The sequence below is a fragment of the Gilvimarinus agarilyticus genome (assembly GCF_000832015.1).
GTDB classification, from domain to species: Bacteria; Pseudomonadota; Gammaproteobacteria; order Pseudomonadales; family Cellvibrionaceae; genus Gilvimarinus; species Gilvimarinus agarilyticus.
The window spans coordinates 2918389-2939635 of record NZ_JXCJ01000001.1 but is presented as its reverse complement, the minus strand read 5'-3'; the positions used below and the strand labels follow the sequence as shown (position 1 = coordinate 2939635).

The 21247-nt window shown below is 54.3% G+C and carries 23 protein-coding genes and 4 tRNA genes; 16 read left to right on the top strand and 11 right to left on the bottom strand.

The genetic code is table 11. The annotated features are described in order from the left end of the window. Positions 1 to 136: 136 nt before the first annotated feature. Together SD69_RS12755 and SD69_RS12750 are read left to right on the top strand one after the other, a co-directional pair. Complete coding sequence (locus tag SD69_RS12755; protein WP_041523520.1) at positions 137 to 805, top strand: TIGR01621 family pseudouridine synthase; 669 nt, start codon at positions 137 to 139, stop codon at positions 803 to 805. After that, positions 790 to 2307 (top strand): alpha/beta hydrolase, encoded by a 1518-nt coding sequence (locus SD69_RS12750; RefSeq protein WP_041523519.1) that lies wholly within the window; start codon positions 790 to 792, stop codon positions 2305 to 2307. The genes SD69_RS12755 and SD69_RS12750 overlap by 16 nt, the downstream gene beginning before the upstream one ends. A gap of 23 nt (positions 2308 to 2330) precedes the next feature. On the opposite strand, the gene ppnP is transcribed toward SD69_RS12750, so the two are convergent. Together ppnP and SD69_RS12740 are read right to left on the bottom strand one after the other, a co-directional pair. After that, entirely contained in the window at positions 2331 to 2612 is a 282-nt protein-coding gene (ppnP, locus tag SD69_RS12745; protein ID WP_041523518.1) for a pyrimidine/purine nucleoside phosphorylase, read from the bottom strand. Positions 2613 to 2702: 90 nt separating this feature from the next. Next, positions 2703 to 2778, bottom strand: a tRNA-Asn gene (locus SD69_RS12740). Positions 2779 to 3013: 235 nt separating this feature from the next. Between SD69_RS12740 and SD69_RS12735 the strand changes: the two genes are divergently transcribed. Next, a complete protein-coding gene (locus tag SD69_RS12735; protein WP_052481138.1) occupies positions 3014 to 3613 on the top strand; it encodes a DNA-J related domain-containing protein in 600 nt (199 codons plus the stop codon). Next, a complete protein-coding gene (locus tag SD69_RS12730) occupies positions 3600 to 4334 on the top strand; it encodes a methyltransferase domain-containing protein (protein WP_052481137.1) in 735 nt (244 codons plus the stop codon). Before SD69_RS12735 ends, SD69_RS12730 begins: the two co-directional genes overlap by 14 nt. Here SD69_RS12730 and SD69_RS12725 read toward each other — a convergent pair. From SD69_RS12725 to SD69_RS12690, 8 genes are all read right to left on the bottom strand, one after another. After that, positions 4331 to 5407 carry a methyltransferase gene (locus SD69_RS12725; RefSeq protein ID WP_041523517.1) on the bottom strand — a complete coding sequence of 359 codons (1077 nt, stop codon included), beginning with the start codon at positions 5405 to 5407 and terminating at the stop codon, positions 4331 to 4333. The two genes, SD69_RS12730 and SD69_RS12725, sit on opposite strands and share 4 nt — an antisense overlap. Further along, a complete protein-coding gene (locus SD69_RS12720) occupies positions 5404 to 6114 on the bottom strand; it encodes a pseudouridine synthase (RefSeq protein ID WP_041523516.1) in 711 nt (236 codons plus the stop codon). The genes SD69_RS12725 and SD69_RS12720 overlap by 4 nt, the downstream gene beginning before the upstream one ends. Beyond that, positions 6101 to 6889 carry a pseudouridine synthase gene (locus tag SD69_RS12715; RefSeq protein ID WP_232301196.1) on the bottom strand — a complete coding sequence of 263 codons (789 nt, stop codon included), beginning with the start codon at positions 6887 to 6889 and terminating at the stop codon, positions 6101 to 6103. Before SD69_RS12715 ends, SD69_RS12720 begins: the two co-directional genes overlap by 14 nt. An 11-nt stretch (positions 6890 to 6900) precedes the next feature. Then, a complete protein-coding gene (locus tag SD69_RS18165; protein WP_052481136.1) occupies positions 6901 to 7233 on the bottom strand; it encodes a hypothetical protein in 333 nt (110 codons plus the stop codon). A gap of 37 nt (positions 7234 to 7270) precedes the next feature. Beyond that, complete coding sequence (gene folD / locus SD69_RS12705) at positions 7271 to 8122, bottom strand: bifunctional methylenetetrahydrofolate dehydrogenase/methenyltetrahydrofolate cyclohydrolase FolD (protein ID WP_041523515.1); 852 nt, start codon at positions 8120 to 8122, stop codon at positions 7271 to 7273. A gap of 270 nt (positions 8123 to 8392) precedes the next feature. After that, positions 8393 to 8468 (bottom strand) — tRNA-His (locus SD69_RS12700). A gap of 105 nt (positions 8469 to 8573) precedes the next feature. Next, positions 8574 to 8650: transfer RNA gene (locus SD69_RS12695), tRNA-Arg, on the bottom strand. A gap of 36 nt (positions 8651 to 8686) precedes the next feature. Then, positions 8687 to 8763 (bottom strand) — tRNA-Pro (locus SD69_RS12690). 268 nt (positions 8764 to 9031) lie between these two features. Here SD69_RS12690 and SD69_RS12685 point away from each other — a divergent pair. The 7 genes from SD69_RS12685 to SD69_RS12655 all read left to right on the top strand — a co-directional run bounded on the left by SD69_RS12685 (position 9032) and on the right by SD69_RS12655 (position 15534). Continuing rightward, on the top strand, positions 9032 to 9553 hold the full coding sequence (locus SD69_RS12685) for a flavin reductase family protein (RefSeq protein WP_041523514.1): 522 nt from the start codon (positions 9032 to 9034) through the stop codon (positions 9551 to 9553). A 547-nt stretch (positions 9554 to 10100) separates the two neighbouring features. Further along, positions 10101 to 11138: an NAD(P)H-dependent glycerol-3-phosphate dehydrogenase gene (locus SD69_RS12680; protein ID WP_041523513.1), complete on the top strand. Its 1038-nt coding sequence runs from the start codon at positions 10101 to 10103 to the stop codon at positions 11136 to 11138. A 125-nt stretch (positions 11139 to 11263) separates the two neighbouring features. Next, positions 11264 to 13102 (top strand): LTA synthase family protein, encoded by a 1839-nt coding sequence (locus SD69_RS12675; RefSeq protein WP_041523512.1) that lies wholly within the window; start codon positions 11264 to 11266, stop codon positions 13100 to 13102. Positions 13103 to 13147: 45 nt separating this feature from the next. Continuing rightward, the gene (locus tag SD69_RS12670) at positions 13148 to 13552 is read left to right on the top strand and encodes a DUF4389 domain-containing protein (RefSeq protein ID WP_052481135.1); all 405 of its coding nucleotides are present in this window, start codon (positions 13148 to 13150) and stop codon (positions 13550 to 13552) included. Between the two features lie 38 nt (positions 13553 to 13590). Continuing rightward, positions 13591 to 14052, top strand: coding sequence for a phosphohistidine phosphatase SixA (gene sixA / locus SD69_RS12665; protein WP_041523511.1), 462 nt, complete (start codon positions 13591 to 13593; stop codon positions 14050 to 14052). A gap of 47 nt (positions 14053 to 14099) precedes the next feature. Further along, a complete protein-coding gene (locus SD69_RS12660; protein WP_041523510.1) occupies positions 14100 to 14945 on the top strand; it encodes an alpha/beta fold hydrolase in 846 nt (281 codons plus the stop codon). 19 nt (positions 14946 to 14964) lie between these two features. After that, positions 14965 to 15534, top strand: a complete 570-nt coding sequence (locus tag SD69_RS12655; RefSeq protein WP_198144095.1) for a DUF4892 domain-containing protein — start codon at positions 14965 to 14967, stop codon at positions 15532 to 15534. Positions 15535 to 15552: 18 nt separating this feature from the next. Here the strand turns inward: SD69_RS12655 and folE are convergent, their stop codons facing one another. Continuing rightward, entirely contained in the window at positions 15553 to 16092 is a 540-nt protein-coding gene (gene folE / locus SD69_RS12650) for a GTP cyclohydrolase I FolE (RefSeq protein ID WP_041523509.1), read from the bottom strand. 177 nt (positions 16093 to 16269) lie between these two features. Here folE and prmB point away from each other — a divergent pair, with 177 nt between their 5' ends. From prmB to SD69_RS12625, 5 genes are all read left to right on the top strand, one after another. Continuing rightward, the gene (gene prmB / locus SD69_RS12645) at positions 16270 to 17184 is read left to right on the top strand and encodes a 50S ribosomal protein L3 N(5)-glutamine methyltransferase (RefSeq protein ID WP_232301195.1); all 915 of its coding nucleotides are present in this window, start codon (positions 16270 to 16272) and stop codon (positions 17182 to 17184) included. A gap of 104 nt (positions 17185 to 17288) precedes the next feature. After that, entirely contained in the window at positions 17289 to 18389 is a 1101-nt protein-coding gene (gene aroC / locus SD69_RS12640) for a chorismate synthase (protein WP_041523508.1), read from the top strand. A gap of 86 nt (positions 18390 to 18475) precedes the next feature. Next, the gene (locus SD69_RS12635) at positions 18476 to 19297 is read left to right on the top strand and encodes an amidohydrolase (protein ID WP_041523507.1); all 822 of its coding nucleotides are present in this window, start codon (positions 18476 to 18478) and stop codon (positions 19295 to 19297) included. 44 nt (positions 19298 to 19341) lie between these two features. After that, complete coding sequence (locus tag SD69_RS12630) at positions 19342 to 20103, top strand: rhamnogalacturonan acetylesterase (protein WP_041523506.1); 762 nt, start codon at positions 19342 to 19344, stop codon at positions 20101 to 20103. Positions 20104 to 20238: 135 nt separating this feature from the next. Then, a complete protein-coding gene (locus SD69_RS12625) occupies positions 20239 to 21231 on the top strand; it encodes a MipA/OmpV family protein (RefSeq protein ID WP_041523505.1) in 993 nt (330 codons plus the stop codon). Positions 21232 to 21247: the final 16 nt, after the last annotated feature.

The window sequence follows — 21247 nt, the reverse complement described above, 5'->3', positions numbered from 1 at the left end:
TAAGTGTAGCACTGTCAGTTTTTATGGCTATGGGCTGGTTAGTTGATCTGGCTCTTAGCGCCGTCTGGTTATACTTTTTACGGTAATATAGACCCCCATGATGGCCGTTTTCGGCCCCCTGACTTAATAGGTTGGTATGTTTGATGTAATTTGGCAGTCCGATCAGGTGGTGGTAATCAATAAGCACGCCGGGGTCAGCTTTCATTCCGAGCAGGGCGAGGCTGGGCTGTTTGCGAGCGTCGCTGAGTCATACGGCTCTCTGTACCCGGTGCACCGACTGGATAAGCCCACCTCCGGCTTGATGGTAATGGCCAAATCCGCGGCCGCTAATCAGCAGCTTTGCGCGCAATTTAGCGCGCGTCAGGTCGAGAAGTATTATCTGGCCCTGAGCGATAAAAAACCCGGCAAAAAGCAGGGTGCGGTCATTGGCGATATGGCTGCCGCCCGCCGCGGCGCCTGGATGCTAACCCGCAAGCGCAGCAATCCCGCCCGGACGGCGTTTATCAGTACCAGTGTATCCCCGGGGTTGCGCTTGTTTTTGGTCAAACCCGCCACAGGGCGCACCCACCAAATACGCGTCGCCTTAAAAAGCGTGGGGGCGCCAATTTTAGGAGATGCCCTTTACGGGGCGGCTCCCGCTGACCGGGTGTACCTGCACGCCTATTCGTTAGGCTTTACCCTCGATGGCGAGTTTCAGCGATTTACCTATATGCCCACAATGGGGCAGCACTTTTGCGACGCCGCTTTTACCTCGGCAATGACCGACTTTGGCGAGCCCTGGAGCCTTAAATGGCCCGCGTGTTGAGGTGGCGGCTAGGGCTCGTAGCGGCGATTGGGCTTGTCGCCGCGTTTGTATGGCTATTGTTTACGGCTGTTGATACCCCGAAGCAGGTTTCGGCAGCCATAAATCTTAATGCACCCGGTCGGTGGCAAGAGGCTCCATGCCCACCTGCCACCGACGTAGAGGTGACTTGCGGGCGCTGGCATACCCCCGGTGGGCAATTTAAGTTACCGGTGGTGGTGGTGCATTATCGTGGCGCGGATAAGCAGGCCGAGCCCATTTTATATTTACAAGGAGGCCCCGGCGCCGGCGCCGACATCAATGATGGACGGGCACTAGAGCGCTGGCGCGACTGGAGAGACTTTGCCGGTTTGCGCCGCGATTTGGTGTTAATCGATCGGCGTGGTACGGGTGCCAGTACGCCTCTACCTGTGTGTCACGCGTACGAGCGTTTTAGTGCCGATGTGTTGCGGCGTAATCTTTCGCTGCAGCAAGAGTGGCTCGAAGCAAGGCAGGTGCTCCAGCAGTGTTTAACGAGCATGCCTGAGTTTCATCCGCTCGATTACGGCACACGCGTCAGCGCGAAGGATATTTACTCGCTGGGTCACGCCCTGGGGGTTAAGCGCTGGCACGTGCTGGGTGTTTCCTACGGTTCGCGCCTGGCGCTGGCGCTACAGGCCGAGTCGCTGGCCAACAGCGAAGGGCCTGAGCTCGCCTCTATGGTATTAGATTCTGTTTACCCCCCGGAACGCGGCGGCTTTATCGAGTGGCCAGGCACCTTAGCGCGGGCTTTGGCGGGTTTTTATAACGCCTGCAGTGAAGATGTCGATTGCCAGAGCGCCTGGCGGCGCCATAACCCAGGCGAGCCCGTTAGTGCCCAGGCGTTGGAGGCGGCGCTATTTAACGGGTTGGCGACTTTGCGCACTATGCCAATGCAGGTGGATGTTCGGGTGGATGGCTTGCCCAAGCGCATGGTGGTTAATGATCATCGTTTTTTGGCGGCGGTGTTTGCTGCCAGCTACCACCGCCACCGCTGGGCCGATGTGGTGAGCGCGTTGTCGGCTGTGAGAGAGCGGGACAGAGCACCCCTGCAGCAACTAATGCAGTTGTTTGTCTCTCAGGCGCTGTCCGATTCGATTACAAGCCTTACCTTTATGGCGGTAGATTGCCGTGATAACCGCTTGGGAACGCAGCGGGAGTTTAGCGCTGAGCTGGCGCGCCATGGACCGCTTAGGCCTTACTTAGAGGGAATGTGGCAGGATCAGATTTGCCTGCAGTGGCCAACAGGGCACCCGCTGGAGTTGCCACCACCACCGCAGCGAGTGGCGTTATTGGCAGGGGAGTTTGACCCCATTACTCCGGCGAGTTGGGCGCGCGAGTTACAGCGCCAGTGGCCTCTGAGCAAACTCACGGAGTTCGAAGGGATTGGACATCACGTACTTGGCAGTAAAAGCTGCGCGTTGGCGCAGCTAGAGGCGTTTTTGGCCGGCCGGCGCGAGCAATGGGAGGCGTGCGCCGACGACTAAATTCGCAGGAAGGCTGATGCAGATTACTCGTACAGGCACAGGTAGGCGGTATCAGCGGCTACTTTAACGCCGAACTTCTGATTGGCATCGATTTCAAATGTTTCGCCAGCACCGTAGGTAACCCAATCATCGCTGCCGGGCAGTTTAACGGTGAGGGCGCCACTGATGACTGACATATACTCTTTTTGGCTGGTGCCAAACTCGTAATCGCCCGGGGCCATTACGCCGACGGTGGCGGGAAGCTTTTCACCCTGAAAGGCAATAGAGGCAACCTTGCCCTCGAAATAATTATTGACATCGAACATAGCCGTATCCTTAACAATAAAAACTGAGTAGTTGGCTTATAGCAGCCAAAAAAAAGGCCGCATCTAAGTGATGCGGCCTTTTTCAATATTTGGCTCCGCCTGCTGGGCTCGAACCAGCGACCCAATGATTAACAGTCATTTGCTCTACCAACTGAGCTAAGGCGGATCAGTGACTTCCGCTGTGGAAGTGGTGCGCATATTATAGAGCGATCCCAACTTGGTCAACCCCTGATGTGAAAAAAATGTAAGAAAATAGGGTGTTCGTGTAAAAACCCTTCAGTTTGTATTAACTCTATACAATTCAATGGGATAGCCGGTGGCATTGGTCGTCACTCGAGAGCCCAATCGCTATACTGTAGAGAGCCGTTAGGCACCCAATCATTCAGCTAGTTTGGAATTTTATGGAGACCAATCCATTGCTTGAGCCGTTGAGTCTTTTACTCAACGAGCCGGGCCAAGAGTACAGCGAGCAGAGCTTGATAAAACATTTGGTGGCGCAAGAGCTGCTGCCCGGTAATTACGGCAGTAATTCACTGTTGTTGTTTCAAACGCATTTTGCCTTGTTTAATGCGTTGTATTTGTGGCGCGACGAGTTGCACGGGCAGGGGCTAGATCTGGATATTGGGTTGTTGGATGTAAAAGTGCGCGCGCTTGAGCAAGCCACTGGCCAAGCGGTGGCGGGTACACGCGAGTCTAAATTGCGTGAGTACTACCTTAATTGGTCGCACTTTCATGTGGCCACCGAGCAGAGCGTGGAAGATTTGCTGAATGACTTCTGGCAGCAAGTTGCCGCTAAACCCGTGAACTCTGGTGAGCGTGAGCAGGCGCTGCGGGTTTTATCGCTGACAGCGCCGGTCACTATAGCCGAGGTCAAACAGCGTTATCGGCGCTTAGCGATGGCGCAGCACCCGGATCGCGGAGGCGATACCGAGCAGCTGCAAGAAATCAATTGGGCAATGGCGGTGTTGCGCCGGGGTGTGGCCAGCGATGGATTTGTTTAATTATCGCGACCGTCACGGCCAGCACTATCGCGTGGTGCGCGCCGGGCAAACCGTGCGCCTGTATAGTGACGGCGTATTTCACACCCAGTATCACCCTAACCGAGAATTCGACGGAAGCGTGTGGGATTTGTTGTGGTTGCCCACCACCTTGCTTGCCGATCAGCAGGTGCGGCGCATATTGGTGCTGGGGGTTGGTGGCGGGGCGGTGGTGCGTAAACTGCGCCAACGTTACCCGCGCGCTCTGATTATTGGTGTGGATATTAACCCCGTGCACTTACAAATTGCGCGGCAGTTTTTTGCCGCTGGCGGCCCCAATACTTTACTGCTGGAGGCCGATGCCATTGCCTTTATGAAGGTTTATCGCGGCCCCGGTTTTGATGTCATTGTGGATGATTTATTTGCTGCCTCCGAGGGCGAGCCTACCCGGGTGGTGGATATGTCGTCGCAATGGGCCCGGGCTTTGTGCCGGGCATTAACGCGGCGGGGATTGTTAGTGGTTAACTTTGCCGCAAATGCCGAGTTAAAAACCGCCTGGCGCTCGCTAGGTGAAGGTGCGGTTGGTTTTGCCCAGGCGTTGGAATGGCGTCACCGACGCTATGAGAACTGCATCGGCGCCTTTTATCGTCAACCGCTAACACCAGGCTGGAAGCCTCTTGCCGAGGCCGTGTTGCCGGCCTCCCGGCGCCGGGATTATTGTATCGCGGAGCTTTGCGGCCTTTAGCGTTTTGGGCCGGTAAACTTAAGCACTTTAAATTGGCGGTTATTGGCCAGCTCCTGACACTCAGAAAAATACGCTTTGGCTTTTTGTTCGATACCGATAAAAGCATTCACTACAAAAAAAGCCTGCCCATTGTTGTTTAGGTGGGCTCCGGCACTGGCGATAAATCGCTCGGTTAAATCGTCGCTGACACTAAAGCCTTGATGAAAGGGTGGGTTACACAAAATCAAATCAAAACGATCGTTGATTTCTTGCCCCGCGTCCGAGGCAACAACATCGGCACTTAGGCCCAGTTGCTCACAATTGTAGCGCGCGCTGTAAAGTGCCGCCGCGTTATTGTCGGTGAGTGTGTAGTGTGCGGTGTGCCCGTGCAAAAAACTATGGGCGGCACACACGCTTAGGTAACCGTACCCACACCCCAGGTCTAAAACGGTTAGCGGCTGCCCGGTTGGCATTGCCTGCGACGTTACAGTGTCGATTAAAAACGCGCTGCCGGCATCGGTTTTTTGCCAGCCAAACTGACCGGGTTTGCTCCATAACGGGAGCTCGTTGCCAGTACCTTCGTTGAGTGTGGCAATAGGGCGCAAGCGTTGATAGTCGCTATCGTCGAGTGGAGCGCTAAGCTGGCCTTTACTTAAGCGCGCACCGTAGGCCAGGCCATTTTTTTGCGTGGCTTTGGCGCAGCCGAGCCGCTTGGCGGCTTTATCGAGTATGGTTTTAGCCCCCTCGTTTTTTAAGCCGGCAATAATCAGCTCGCCTCCCGGCTTTAGGGTGCGGGCGGCGGCGTTAATAATATGGTGTACGACGGGCTTTTCTTTGGAGAGCCGGTAGTAAAAGGTATCGAGTGAATCACTTGCTATTTTATCGAGGTTAAAGTCATTAAACGTTACCTCGTGCTGGGCTTGCTCCAGACGGGTGGCGACATCCCAGCGGTTGCTGACAAACAGTGTGCCCGCGCGTTGAGGTAATTGCTCGGTAAACTCGCGTGCGGCTTCATCGCACAGCCAAAGGCTACGGTGCCCGGTACTGGCGTTTTGGTATTGCCGGTAGAGCCATTCCAGTGCGGGGTCAGTCATTCATCGGTACTCGTACTTTTTGAAAGGTTAATCTCTGCCTGGGTGAGAGGCCGAAACTGGCCGGGCGCAAGGGCAGCATCAAGCACAATGCCTGCTACGGACTCGCGGTGTAGGGCGGTTACATGATTGCCACAGGCAGCGAACATACGCTTTACCTGATGGTAGCGCCCCTCGTGTAAGGTCACTCGCACTTTTGTGTCTGTTATGGGCGCGACGTTTGCAGGTCTGGTGGGTTTGCTCTCGCCTTTTAGTAATATCCCCTCGGCAAACTGCGCCATGCACTGCGCGCTAATCGGCTTGGCCAGCGAGACACAATATACTTTATTTTTTGCCGCTCGCGGGGCGGTAATGGTGTGATTCCATTGGCCGTCGTCGGTAATCAAGACCAGTCCCGTGGTGTCTTTATCGAGCCGGCCCGCGATTTGTAGTCCTTCGCGGTGGATACCGGTTAAGCAGTCGAGCGCTGTGGGGTGTTCGCCATCTTCATTGCTGCACACAACGCCTTCGGGTTTATGCAGCATATAGTAGCGTGCGTGCGGGTAGGCCAGTGGCGAGCCGTTCAAGGTCACTTCATCCGGGGGAGCAATATAGTGGCGCGGGTCGGTGGTGGTAATGCCGGCCACTGTGACGCACTTGGCCCGAATCCAACGTTTAACTTCCGAGCGACTGGCGCCTGTACAGTGAGCGATAAATTTATCCAGTCGCATGGGTAGTATTCCGCCAGGGAGCGGGCAAACTGGTGCGCCACCCAAGTGTGTCGATGGTCTGGCCGAATCGACCCCCAATGGGGGCATTTATGACCAGGGGCTCGCCTGTTAGTGGGTGCTCCAGCTGCAGTTGCGTGGCGGCCAGTAGTAATCGGTCGGCACCAAAGCGGCGGGCAAAAAAGTGGTTGTGCACGCTCTTGCCGTACTTAGGGTCGCCAATAATCGGGTGTCGCAAGTGTTTTAGGTGGCGCCTTATTTGGTGTTTACGCCCAGTGGCGGGGCGACAATGTACCAGCGAGTAGCGGCTGGTAGGGTAGCGGTCAACAGCTTCGGGCAGCTCGGTTTGCGCGAGCGGAGTAAATGAAGTTTGCGCGCTTTGCAGAGGTTGATCGCAGCCGGCAGCGTCGCCGTGTTTGTCGGCTTGATAGCGCAGCGGATAATCGACATCTACCGGCTCCAGATAACCACGAACCAGCGCCACATAGTGTTTTGATACCTGACCCATTTGCCAAGCTTGATTGAGTCGGCGGGCGGTGTCGCTATCGAGCGCAAACAACAGTACGCCCGAGGTTGGTTTGTCGAGCCGGTGTACAGGGTAAACTCGCTGGCCTATTTGATCGCGCAACAATTGAATGGCGAAGCGGGTTTCGTGCCGGTCGATGGGGCTGCGATGCACCAGTAAACCACTGGGTTTGTTGATCGCCACCAGCCACTCGTCCCGGTAGAGGATGGTGAGCTCGCGCTCACCTTCAGGTGTGTGGATAGGGGCATTCACTTATAAGGGTATCAGTACAGGTTAAAAGCTGTGGAGCGCGGTATTGGATCATTGCTGTCGCAGGTAAAACCCCAGTCGCGCTGCTGTTTGATCAGGCTTTGGGCGTTACTCTCGCAAAAGCCTTCTTGATTGTCCGCGCGCCAGAGCACTTCGGCGGTTTCTTCATCTTTTTGGTAGCGTACCTCGCAGGGGACTTTTTGATCCGGCAGCAGGTACACCACCTCAATCAGTCGCCGGCTGTTATCCAGCTCACAGACGTACGTGTAGTTGTTGACGGGTTGGCCGACACTGGCGGCGCTTGTCGCGGCCAGTGTTAAGGCAACTATCCATGCAGAACGACCCATAAAACTTCTCCATGTGCTCGGTATCGGGCACAACAGGTTATTTGCCGGCGATGGCCTTTTCGCCGGAGTCTACAGTTTGGTAAATCAACGTATTAATGGTCATGGGGCCGACACCACCTGGCACCGGTGTGTAGGCGGCGACGCGATCCACCAATGGCGCCAGCTCGATGTCGCCAACCCCGCCTGGGTGGTAACCGGCATCAACTACCACCGCGCCGTCTTTAATCCACTCGGCTTTAATAAACTCGGGGCGGCCAACGGCACCGACCACAATATCGGCCTGGCGGATATGATCGGCCAGGTTCTGAGTGCGAGAGTGGCAGATGGTGACCGTGGCGTTGGCACCGAGCATCATCATGGCCATTGGCTTGCCCAAAATAGGGCTGCGACCTACCACGACGGCGTGTTTACCGGATAACTCGATGTCGTAGGCTTCGAGCAAGCGCATAATGCCCTTTGGTGTGGCGCAGCCGTAGGCTTGCTCTCCCATGCTCATACGGCCAAAGCCTAAACAGGTAACGCCATCGACATCTTTTTGCAGCGCAATCGCATCAAAGCAGGCGCGTTCGTCAATTTGTTCCGGCACCGGATGCTGCAGCAAAATACCGTGTACGTTGGGGTTATTGTTTAGCTCATCGATTTTAGCCAGCAATTGCTCGGTAGTCGTCTCGCTGGGCATTTCTACTTTGACTGATTCCATGCCGATGCGCTCACAGGCGTTGCCCTTCATGCGCACGTAAGTGGCAGATGCAGGGTCGTCGCCCACGAGGATCGTGGCCAAAATAGGGGTTTGGCCGTTGCCGTTAGATTTTAACTCGCTAACGCGGGCGGATAATGCTTGTTCGGTTTTTGCCGCTAGGGCCTTGCCATCGAGAAGCAGTGCAGACATGGAGTGCAGTTACCTTAGTTGGCGGCGCGAGATTTATGAAAACGCGCTGCAGTGCAAAGTGAAAAGGGCCGATATTCTCACATAGCTTAGCCAAGAGGCCAAGGCGGAGCAGCTGAAATTTACGCTTTTTTGGTGTGCGGCGACGGTTTGCTATAACACCAGTTACCAATATAGTCACTGCGTCTAAAAAACTTCAAATAAAAAAGGGAGCTTGCTGGTGCAGGACGCCAAAGCGTGAGTGCGTTTTTTTGGGGGATGTTGCCAGAGAGGTGGGGTGGCTGACGGGGATCGAACCCGCGACCACTGGAATCACAATCCAGGGCTCTACCAACTGAGCTACAGCCACCATTGATCAGGTCTTGCTTGTTACTGACGCTAACTAGATACGCAAAGCGGTCAGCGCTTAACTTGCTTAGTGAAAATCGTCGGGCGATTTGTCTAGCTAAGTGTTTGGCGCGCCCGGCAGGACTCGAACCTGCGACCATCCGCTTAGAAGGCGGATGCTCTATCCAGCTGAGCTACGGGCGCATGGCTGGAGCATTGAACCGGACGGCTCGCGTAAAATGGTCGGAGTGGAGGGATTCGAACCCCCGACATTCTGCTCCCAAAGCAGACGCGCTACCAGGCTGCGCTACACTCCGATGTCTCGTTGCGTGGTGTTGACCCCGCGTTTCAAGAGGTGCGCATAATACCCATGGCTCGGCGTGTCGTCAACGATAAAACCAAGGAAATTGTAAAAAAATCGTGCTCGGGGAATGGCGTCGATTAGTGCGTGAGCAATTTGTCCGGTGCGTAGGCAAATTGCCTGAAATCTCTACGGCATTTGCTGGTTTTACCGTAAAAGCAAGGCAGGCTTGTGTCTATCGGGCGCGATGGTCAAAATAGCGTCCTGATTAATGTGGAGGTGTTATGCATAATACTGATGTAGCTTTGGCAATGAAGCAGGGGATGAGGCGTTTGGCCTCTGGGGTCAGTGTACTATCAACGAGAATTGATCACGACCAGCGCTTTGCTATGACGGTTTCGTCAGTGACCTCTGTGTCTGACGAGCCGCCCTCGCTATTGGTTTGCATCAATAAGCAGATTTCGTTGCAGGGGCATTTAGAAAATCTGGGTTGCCACTTTGCAGTGAACGTCCTGGCGCATCACCAAGAGCGGGTCTCTAATGTTTGTGCCGGGTTCGAGCCGGTGCACGATCGCTTTAGTGTTGGGAGTTGGCTTGAAGGGCCGGATTCGGTTCCCTACCTGACTGACTCGGAGGCGGTGTTTTTTTGCCAAACCGATAAAGTGGTGAGTTATGGTACGCACCACATCGTTATCGCCCGTGTTGATGATGTGTTGGTTAGCGAGCAAGAGTCCGATCCGCTGCTTTACCACAGTGGCGGGTATCAACGGTTAAACGGAATGCTGGAGCACGCTGATAAGGGCTAAACACGTGGCTTACGTTGGATGTTATATAAGCACCTTAAGCGGGTAGAAATTTTCTTCTCGCAGATGCAGGAAATATGACAGTTGTGCTTCGTTGGTGTGTTGGAATTATGAATGTTTTGTGTCTACGGCAAGTTTACGGTTAAGGGACACTAACTTTTTATGCACATCTGACGCTGCGCCTTAGGAGAATACCGTAAAAATGACTCCAAAACGTCACAAAACACTGGCAAACTACTGTAAGTTGTTGAATTTAAAGGGCTTAAATATAAAGGTTAAATATTGTTCAATCTGTACTCCAGCCAGTAATTACGGGCATTAGGGTGCTTTTCCCAAAAACAATCCACCAAGTTATCCACAGAAAGTGTGGAAAAAATTAAACGCTGAGAAATTGTGCAGAATGGTTACAGTTTGACTGACTAAGTAACAATCGACAGTGACAAATTTTGATCGCTTTGATGGTTATATAGCGGTACTTGTTAAATAATTAAATTAAATATGCGCCCCTGTGCAGAATCATTAACAGTCAGGCGAGAGGAGCACACAACCCATGGGAAACAAACAGCAGGTGGCGGTACTGGGGGGCGGAAGCTTCGGTACCGCAATCGCCAATATTGTCGCGGCCAATGGCCATCATACATTCTTGTGGATGCGCGATCGGGATAATGCCGAGCGCTGCCAGCTGGCGCGCGAGAACGAGCGTTACCTTCCGGGGGTTGCCTTAACCGAAGGGTTGGATGTCACCGCCGACCTTGAACGAGCTGTGACAGACACCGATTTGGTGTTTGTATCGATTCCGAGCCACTCTTTTCGCGCCGTCGCCCGTCAATTGCGCCCGTTTCTTAAAAGCGATGCCATTGTCGTCAGTACGGCCAAGGGTATTGAGCCCGAAGGCTTTACGTTAATGAGCGATATTTTGCTCGAAGAGCTCCCTGATCATGATATCGGAGTGTTAAGTGGCCCCAACTTCGCCAAAGAAATAGTCGCCAAGCAGCACACCGGTAGTGTTATCGCCAGCGAGAGCGAGCGGGTGTGTCACGCGGTGCAAGAGATTCTGCGCTCAGAAACCTTTCGGGTTTATGCCAATAAAGACCGTGGCGGTGTCGAGTTAGGTGGAGCGTTAAAAAATATCTACGCCATCATTTGCGGCATGGCCGCCGCTATGGGTGCGGGCAAAAACACCCAGGCGATGTTGCTGACCCGAAGCTTGGCCGAGATGGGGCGCTTTGCCGGAGAAATGGGCGCAAACCCAATGACTTTTTTGGGGTTGGCCGGCGTTGGCGATTTAATTTTAACCTGCACCTCGGATCTTAGCCGCAACTACCGGGTGGGCTATCAGCTGGGCAAGGGCGAGCCGCTGGATACTGTGGTCTCGGGGCTCGGTCAGGTGGCCGAGGGCGTTAATACTCTGCATCAGGTAAAGCAAAAAGCCGATGAGCTTGGCGTTTATATGCCCTTGGTAAGCGGACTTTACAGCATTTTATTCGAGCGCCGCGCTGTGGCAGACGTCGTGCGCGAGCTGATGTTGGGCGAGCAGAGCAACGATGTTGAATACAGTAATGATGTGGAGTACCGCGGCACGCTGTAACCCTTGGAAAAATACGCCCGAATTATTCTGGATAACCTACCAATGCCTCCCGCGCTGATAGAGAGCCGGGAGGTAAAGCACGTTTATGAGCCCCACTAATTTTATCGACAAGGACGTTTTCTAGTATGTCTACTCAACCTTTTACCCCGCCTGCGTGGGTAACCGTTGCGACCCGTTATCAGTTGCCTCATATCGCGCTGTTGTTACTGGTGGTTTATATTTTTGGCGATCGGTTGCAGTGGCTGCTAGGGTCCCGCTGGGGAGGGAGTTGGGCCGTGCTCGACGCCCTGGCCGATACACTTTTACTGCTCGGTTTGGTGTCGCTGGTGCACTACGGCTTTCATCGGCAGCGCGTTTGGTCGCTGTTGCTGGCGTTAGCGCTATTGGTGCCGCTGGGCTTGCAGTACCTCGTCCTGTGGATTGGAGGTCAGTATCTTACGCCGTTAGCGCTGGGTAGTGTCGATCATGTGTCACTGTTGTTTACCTGGGGCAATATTGCCAAGGTGGGTATTGTACTGCTGGTGTTTGCCGGGGCGGGGGTCGCGGGCGCATTAACGGCGCCACGTACTGTGGCGCCGGCCGTAACAGCAATTGTTTTAGCTGTGGCAAGCTTTGCCGGAGCGACTTTGGTAGAGCAGAAGTACGAGTTTCATGTGTATTCCTGGCAGCGCCTCAATAATCTTAACACCGCAGCACCCATGAGGGCGTATCGCGCGCTGGTGCCACAAACGCAAGAGCCTCTTGGTCCGGCTCATTCGGGCGGTTTATCGGGCCTAATGCTACGCGATGGGCAGCCTCCCTCCAATATTGTGCCGCCCTCACAACGGGGCGAGGGCAAACGATTAAATGTACTGTTGATTTTTGCTGAGGGGGTGTCCGCTCGTACCATTGGGGCCTATGGTGGCGTCGTGCCTGATTTGACTCCCAATATTGATCAGTTTGCCCGCCGCGCCATGGTTGTGAGTGGCTATTACAATCACACAGCGGCCACCTATCGCGGCTTGCTGGGGCAGTTGTGCGGGGTTTACAGTGGTTTTGGTGGTGCCGCCAGCTGGCGCGAGCTGTTTGCAACTGGGGGCCAGCGTTCGTATCCGTGCTTAACTCAGTTGTTTGGTGAGTTGGGTTATCGCAGTGCATTTTTTGATGCGCATGTGGCTAAGGGGGCCTATGTCGATGAGCTTATGGCGATGATTGGGTTTGACTCAGTACTCACCGCGGAAACGGTCAAACACTACCCCGGGGTGGGCGCCCCAAAAACCTCCGGCTCACTCTCGGATCAGCAGTATTTTGATGGCTTAACCGGTTATTTGCGCGAGCATGAGGGAACGGATGAGCGCTTGTTTATGGCCGGGTATAACCTTGGCACCCACGCCTGGATTGATGTGCCGGCGGGCGAGCTTACCTACGGTGACGGCGGCGTGAACGCCTTAAACACAATCCACAACTTTGACGATGCGTTTGGGCGCTTTTGGCAATATTTTAAAGACTCGCCTTGGGCCGATAATACCCTGCTGATTTTAACCTCTGACCATGCGCACTATATGGAGGAGAGTTATGTTGAGGTGCTTGCCGAGCATGGCGATAACGACTACCGCCCGCTGTTTATTGACCGTATACCGCTACTGGTTTACCACCCCCAAAAAGGTTTTTTGCCGCCGCGGTTTAACGCTGAAAACAACACGTCACTGGGTTTGGCTAAAACGGTTTCCTCATTGTTGGATATCCCGGTCGCCGAGGGCGTGTTTTCGGGCTATTCTATCTTCGCAAAACGCCCAGACCCGGTAGGTTTTGCCTCATATGGCAACGAGTTTTATCTCATCGAGCAGCGTGAGTTGTACAATCGTAAGTCCGTTACCGATATGCGTCGGGCTGATTATCAGCAGTTTATGAGTCAGGTGCGTGAAATGCAGGCGCAGGAGGAAGCTGACGAGTTGTGGGCGCCAGGCCCTCCGATGCTACACTGAGCAGATTGCCGGCAGGGTTCGTTCGGCCAATTTTAGGGGAATAGTATGGATAACGAAAAAATTAAGTCGAATATCACTTCGTCAGACCACTGGATTCGACTCGTGTTTATGATTTTGTTTGCGTTGGTTTTGTACGTCGCCGGAATCGTAGTCGGGGTGTTGGTGTTGGTGCAATTTTTGTTTGCGTTAATCACCGGCAGTGACAACACTAACTTGCGCCAGCTGGGGGATTCACTGACGCAGTACATCGCCCAAACCCTGAGATTTTTAACCTATAACAGCAGCGAAAAGCCGTTTCCTTTTGCCGACTGGCCAGAGCCCGCACCGGTGGCCGAAGTCGTCGAGCCTGAGGAGGTAGTGACCACCAGTACGGCAGATACCGCCTCCCCAACCGTTGAGGTGTCAGGAGCCGGTGATGCGCAAGATGAAAACTCATCTAAGCCTGTATAGTATCGCGGTTTTTACTCTGATTTTATTAAGGCGGAACTATGCGTCTATATATTTTGCGCCATGGCCGCGCTGAGCCCTATCAGGCGATGGATGCCAGCCGCGCGCTAGTGGCGACCGGGCAGGAAGATGTCCGTCAGGTTGTTGGGCGCCAGCGGGATAACATGCCGGCGCTTAGGGATGTGTGGGTTAGCCCCTACGTTCGCGCACGCCAGAGCGCTGAAATCGCCAGAGCCGTGCTAGAGCTGCCGGAATCCTGCGAGTATATTACCGACCTCATCGTGCCCGAGGCGCGCGTTGATAAACTGATCGCTGAGCTTTATCGCAGCGACCTTGAGTCTGTGTTGTTGGTTAGTCATCAGCCTTTAGTGTCGACGTTATTGGATACACTGTGCGGCGTCTCAGAGGCGCACCATATGAAAACGGCCTCGTTAGCGGCTGTCGAGCTGGAAGTTGTGGCCGCTGATATGGGCCGCCTGCTTTGGATTGAGCATCCGAGTTGATTGGCACGTCGAGCCGCTCATGCACGCTTAATGACCCAGGAGCATCTATGACCCCCAAACAGCGTCAGTTTAATATTGCGGGGCTGCGCTATAACGCTCAGCAATGGGGCAGTGAGGCAGGGAGCCCGGTATTGGCACTGCACGGTTGGCTGGATAATAGCGCAAGCTTTACTCGTTTGGCGCCCAAGCTCGGGTCGCTAAATTTGGTGGCTCTGGATATGGCCGGGCACGGCCAAAGTGAACACCGCCCAGGCAGTGCCCCCTACAATATTTGGGATGACGTAGCCGACGTACTGGCGATTGCCGATGCTTTGAACTGGCAGCACTTTAGTTTGCTTGGCCACTCGCGCGGAGCCATTATCTCGGCGTTGTTGGCCGGCTCGTTTCCCGAGCGTATCGATCGCATGGCGTTAATCGAGGGGTTGTTTCCCGAACCCGTCAGCTCGGAAAATGCCCCTAAACAGTTGGCTGAGTCTATCCGTAAAAATCGCGAGTTAGCCGATAAGCCGCTGCGGGTATTTGCCGATATGAATGCCGCGGTAAAAGCGCGTACCCAAGGTATGTTTCCGCTCAGTGAATCGGCTGCCAGGTTGCTTACCGAGCGGGGCGTTACACCGGTGGCCGGTGGCTTTACCTGGAGTACCGATCAGCGTTTGTTGGCGCCTTCATCCTTCAAGTTAACCCGTGGTCAAATTCACGCCTTTATCTCGGCGATAGCCTCCCCGGCAAAGGTTTTGCTGGCTGATGATGGAATGCCTAAGCTTTATCCGGGCTTTACCGAGGCCGCGCAGCAGTATCCACAATTAGAGGTTGTCACTATGCCGGGTGGGCACCATCTGCATATGGAAGAGCAAGCCGATACGGTGGCGAAACATATTAATAACTTTTTTTAAGACACGGGCGGTACTTGGTTTGGGGTTAATTAGGTTTAGTTTATGGCTGTTGTTGAGTCTGTCCTGGGTGGCTACGCAGGCGCAAGAAGGCCCCGGCGGGCCGTTGCAATTAAACGATTTTCCGGGCGCGAGTATTGAGTCGCGCTCGCAGACCGACGAGCGCGACTATGTGGTGGCGCTGGGTAACTACCGAAAAGTGCGGGGCTTGTGGCGCGTAGAGGAGCTGCGTACCAGCGGCGAGCTTACCCGAACCACCTATCGCTTACCCAGTAACCACTCGGCACACGAGGGGTTTGACTTTTTCGCGCGCCAAATCGAGCAATACCCATTGCGGGAGCTGTACGTGTGCCAGTCGCGCGATTGTGGCGAATCCAATAGTTGGGCCAACAACCACTTCGGGGTATACCAACTGTATGGCTTAGATCAGTACCAGTACTATGGTGCTTACGAGTTATCACCGCCCGGTGGCGAGACCGTTTACGTCACCCTCTACGCGGTACTGCGTGGTAATAAACGCGTGTATGTACAGCTAGAGGTATTGGCGAGCGATGGGAGTGGGGCGGGCATTGCCGACGGCTCTCAGGAGTGAGAGCCGTCCGTTAAAGCATTAGCGCAGGAGGGACAAGAACTCTGTGCGGGTCGCCTGATTACTGCGAAAACTGCCGAGCATGGCCGAGGTCTTCATGCTGGAGTTTTGTTTCTCGACCCCGCGCATCATCATGCACATATGCTTGGCTTCGATAATAACGCCTACTCCGGATGCCCCGGTGATTTCGGCGATTGATTCGGCAATTTGTACCGTTAACTGCTCTTGGATTTGTAAGCGACGCGCGTACATGTCGACGATGCGTGCAATTTTAGATAAGCCTACCACTCGGCCGGTCGGGATGTAGGCAACGTGCGCTTTGCCGATAAAAGGCAGCATATGGTGCTCACACATCGAGTACAGCTCAATGTCTTTTACCATAATCATCTCGTTGGAATCTGACGGAAACAGCGCGCCGTTTACCACCTCTTCCAGTGATTGATGATAGCCCTTGGTTAAAAACTGAAACGCTTTGGCCGCACGCGCTGGCGTGTCTACCAGCCCCGGGCGCTCCAGGTCTTCGCCGATGCCTTCGATGATTTTGGCAAAATGTTGCTGCATTGCTTGTTACCCTGTCTAGGACGAGCGCTCGGCGCTAGCCGGATGAATCTGAGTGGATTGGCCACAACAGTATTAACGTTTTATGAAAGGGCGGCAACATTACGCCAAACTGTGCGGTCGGTAAAGGCTTGCTCTGGTATTATGGCCGCTTTCTCTCCAATACAGGTGATTTTTGCCGTGCAGCAATTGAACGAGGCACAGGCCCGCGCTGAACTGTTCAGCGTGCGGGATTTTATTCGCTTTGGCGCCAGCCGGTTTAATGAAGCCGGACTGTTTTATGGTCACGGCACCGACAACCCTTGGGATGAAGCGGTGCAGTTGGTGCTGGCTGCCATCCATTTGCCAGGCTTTAACAGTCCGCACCTGCTGGATTCCCGGCTCACCGACGACGAAAAGGTCGCCGTTATCGCCCTGTTTCGCGAACGTATCGAACGCCGTGTACCGGCCGCCTACCTGACCGGGAAAGCGCATTTTTGCGGGTTGGAGTTTAACGTTGATGAGCGGGTGCTGGTGCCTCGCTCGCCCATTGCCGAGTTAATTGAGGCGGGCTTTGCCCCTTGGCTGGAGCAGGCTCCCGAGTATGTGCTGGATTTATGCACGGGAAGTGGTTGTATCGGTATTGCCTGTGCCTACCAGTTTCCCGATGCTGAGGTGACTTTAAGCGATATCAGTGCCGCTGCGCTAGCCGTGGCCGAGAGCAATATCGAGGCCCATGGTGTGAGCCACCGGGTAGCGTGTGCCGAAGGGGATTTATTTGCCTCGGTGGCGAGGCGCTGCTTCGATTTGATTGTCAGTAACCCTCCCTATGTTGATGCCGAAGACCTCGCCGCTATGCCGGCCGAGTTTCACGCCGAGCCCGAAATTGGTTTGGGCTCTGGCTTTGATGGGCTCGACTTTACCCGCCGCTTGCTGACCGAGGCGCCGGATTACCTCAATGATGGCGGCTTGTTGGTGGTTGAGGTAGGCAATAGTGCGCCCGCTCTGGAGCAGGCGTATCCGGGGCTGGATTTTCAATGGGTAGAATTTGAGCGCGGGGGCCACGGCGTGTTTGCCATCACCCGCGAGGCTCTGGTGGCCGGCTTGGCTGGCTAAGGGCTGGAACTTTACCGTTTTTTCACTTTGGGGATGGCGATACATTAACCGCTAATGTGCGTATAATATGCCGCCTTTAATTCGTTTAGAGTAATGGAATCGTTATGTCCGGCAACAGTTTTGGCAAACTTTTTACAGTGACAACTTTTGGCGAGAGCCACGGCTTAGCGTTGGGCTGTATCGTTGATGGCTGTCCGCCGGGGTTAACGCTAAGTGAAGAAGATATTCAGCTGGATCTGGATCGGCGCAAGCCCGGTCAGTCGCGCTACACCACCCAGCGACGCGAGGCGGACCAGGTAAAGATTTTATCGGGTGTGTTTGAGGGTAAGACCACGGGTACGCCCATTGGCCTGATCATCGAAAATACCGATCAGCGCTCAAAAGATTACTCCAATATCAAAGATCAGTTTCGCCCGGCTCACGCCGATTATAGTTATATGCACAAATACGGCGTGCGCGATTACCGCGGTGGTGGCCGCAGCTCTGCGCGCGAGACCGCGATGCGTGTGGCTGCCGGCGCTATCGCCAAGAAATACCTAAAAGAAACTTATGGCATTGAGATTCGTGGCTATTTGTCGCAGTTGGGCCCGATCGAGATCGAATCGGTGGACTGGGATGAAATCGCCAATAACCCATTCTTTTGCCCCGATGCCAGCAAAGTGCCAGAGATGGAAGAGTATATGAAAGCTCTGGGTAAAGAGGGCAACTCGGTAGGGGCAAAAATTACCGTAGTGGCCAGTGGTGTGGCACCGGGCTTGGGTGAGCCCATTTTTGATCGATTAGACGCTGACATCGCCCACGGTTTAATGAGTATTAATGCGGTAAAAGGCGTCGAGATCGGCGCCGGCTTTGCCAGCGTGGCACAAAAGGGTACCGAGCACCGAGACGAAATATTGCCCGAGGGTTTTGCCTCTAATAATGCCGGTGGCATTTTGGGCGGGATTTCGACCGGGCAGGATATTATTGCCCATATGGCGTTAAAGCCTACCTCTAGCTTGCGCATCCCTGGTCGCAGCGTTGATGTCCATGGCGCTCCGGTGGAGGTGGTAACCACCGGTCGTCACGATCCGTGCGTGGGTATTCGCGCGACGCCTATTGCCGAGGCGATGTTGGCACTCGTGGTGATGGATCACGCTCTGCGCCAGCGCGGACAAAACGGTGGTGTTGAGCACAATATCCCGCATATTCCGGCCCAGGCAGACTGACCTCCGTGGCGGGCATTAATGCCCGCCCAGCCATCCCTAGTTTTAGTCCCCGTGTTATAGTTGGACTATATTCTTAAGGGGGCTCGATGGAAACGTTACGCGTAGCGCTACTACAAAGCGATATCATCCCCGATAATCCTGCCGCTAATCTCGCGGCATTAGAGCAACTGTTAGACGCGCAGTTTGGCGCCTGCGCCAATGAACTGTCACCTGATTTGATTGTTCTCCCCGAAGTTTTTACCACCGGTTTTCACCCCCGCGCGCGCCAGCATGCTGAGACCGCCGATGGCCCGGTTAGCCGCTGGCTTATGCGCCAGGCTGAGCGATATCAAGCGGCTATCACCGGCTCGGTCGTTTACACGCCCAGCGCATCGGACGCTAAGGCGCACGGTGCACGCCACACTAATCGCTTGCTGTGGGCCTCGCCCAATCAACCACTAAAACACTACGACAAGCGCCACTTGTTTCGTATGGCTGGCGAGCACGAGCGCTATCAGGCGGGCCTTGAGCGCACGATCATTAATGTGAGTGGTTGGCGAGTGCTGGTGCAAGTCTGCTACGACCTGCGTTTTCCGGTCTTTAGTCGCAATCGTGATGATTACGACATAGCGCTGTATGTCGCCAATTGGCCGGCCGGCCGTCACGATCACTGGCGCACTCTGCTAAAAGCCCGCGCCATCGAAAACCAAGCGTATGTCATTGGTGTGAACCGGGTTGGTCAAGACGCTTACGATCAGAGTTATGCCGGTGGCAGTGTGGTATTTTCTCCAGAGGGCGCGGTGCTGATTGACGCTGCTGACATACCCGGTGTGGTAACAACTCCGCTTAGTGCGCAAGCGCTTAATGCCTACCGTGAGCGTTTTCCGGCTCATCTAGACGCCGACGGATTTACCCTTGTGATAGATTAACCGCCCGATACTTTTAATAATAATTGTACCAAGAGAGGTTTTTAATGTTCCGCACGCTATCTGTTTTTACACTTATGCTGTTTAGCGGTTTGAGCTATGCCGCCGACATGACTCAGGTTTTTATGGCGGGTGACTCGACCATGTCCATTAAAGAGGTAAAAGACTACCCGGAGACGGGCTGGGGTGTGCCCTTTAGTTACTTTTTTGCGGAGGACATTGTGGTCGACAATCGCGCCCGTAATGGTCGCAGTACCCGCACTTTTAAAAGTGAAGGCCGTTGGCAAGGTATTATGGATGAGCTGCAAGCGGGGGATTACGTGTTTATTCAGTTTGGTCACAACGATCAATCGGAGCACAAGAAAGATCGTTATACACCGCCGGCGGATTTTGGCAAAAACCTAGAAGGTTTTATTGCCGATGTGCGCGGTAAAAAAGCCGAGCCCATTCTGCTTACACCCATTACCCGCCGCTATTTTAACGAGCAGGGCGTTATTGAACCAACCCACGGCGTGTACGCCGATTTAGTTCGCGATGTGGCGAGTGAGCAAAAGGTGACGCTGTTGGATATGGAGGCGATAACCCGCGAGTATTTTCAGGCCATGGGCGATGATCTATCGGCACTGCGCTTTATGCATATTGCCCCCGATTTACACCCGAATTACCCAATTGGCGTCAATGATAATACCCATTTGAACCATCTGGGTGCGCGCGAAGTGGCACAGCTGGTGCTGACCGAGCTAAAACGGCAGGATCACCCGCTGGCAAAGCAACTGCGCACCCCCGACCCCAAGCACCTTAAGCGCTAAGGCCGGAATATTACAATCTGTTACAAAAGAGGTCGCTCATTTAGTAGCCATGCTCCGCTGGTTTTTTCTATAGTAAGGGGATTTTGGCGGCAAGTGTCCGCCGTGCTTGGCTGCGGCCGTGATTGAGGTGATTTTGTGGGTGTAGTGTTAACGCGTGGGCTCTATGCTGCGGTTGGGTTTTTCTGGTTGCTGGCGCCGGGAGCGCTCGCCGCCGATAGCCACTGTGAGGCGTATCCGGACGACTGCATCGCCGTAGGCGAGTGGCAGTTTTCCTTAGGTGTGGGGCTCGGCGGGCGCAGCAATCCGCTGGTGGGCGGTGACACTATCCCAGTGCTCTTACTGCCCCAAGTAAGCTATTACGGTGAGCGCTTCTTTCTCGATACAACCACCCTGGGCTTTTCGTTGCTCGAGACTGAGCGTCAGTCAGTGGCGCTGGTGTCGACACTCGGCCTCGATCATATGTACTTTAATGATTTATCGTTGGGTAATTTTGTGATTGAAGGGGCCGGCGGCAATTATGCGCTAAGTGCTGCGCCCCAGGGGCAGGGCGCAAGTAATCTCACGGCGGCGCCGGAAGACAATACCAATACCCCCAATACCACCGATAAAGATGGCCCGAGTGAGTTTTTTCACAAAAGTTTTACCGATACTCGCCATAGCGAAGCACTGGTAACCCTTGACGATTTAGGCCCGCGGCGTTTGGCGGTACTCGGTGGCCTTGAGTACAGTGCGTTTTATAAGCATACCGGGTTCAGCGTGCAGGCGTTACACGATCTGATTGATATCCATGGCGGGCAAGAGTTACGCCTGGGGCTGGATCAGCGACTTTATCAGGGGCGTAATGAGTTTACGCTGGCTGGTGGCTTTGTCTGGCAAAATGATGACTTAGTAGATTACTACTATGGCATAGACGCCGGTGAGGTGGCTCAAGCTCCGGAGCTTGAGTATCAGGCGGGAGACAGTCTAACCCCTTATGTTCGCCTCGATTGGCGCAGGCCCTTGGCCGAGCGCTGGACGCTGCAGGCAACCCTGCATCAAAAGTGGTTTGATAACGCAATAACCGATAGCCCTTTGGTCGATCACAGCGGCTCTACTACGGTATTCCTTGGGGGGATTTACCATTTTTAGTCCGCCATTACAGGGA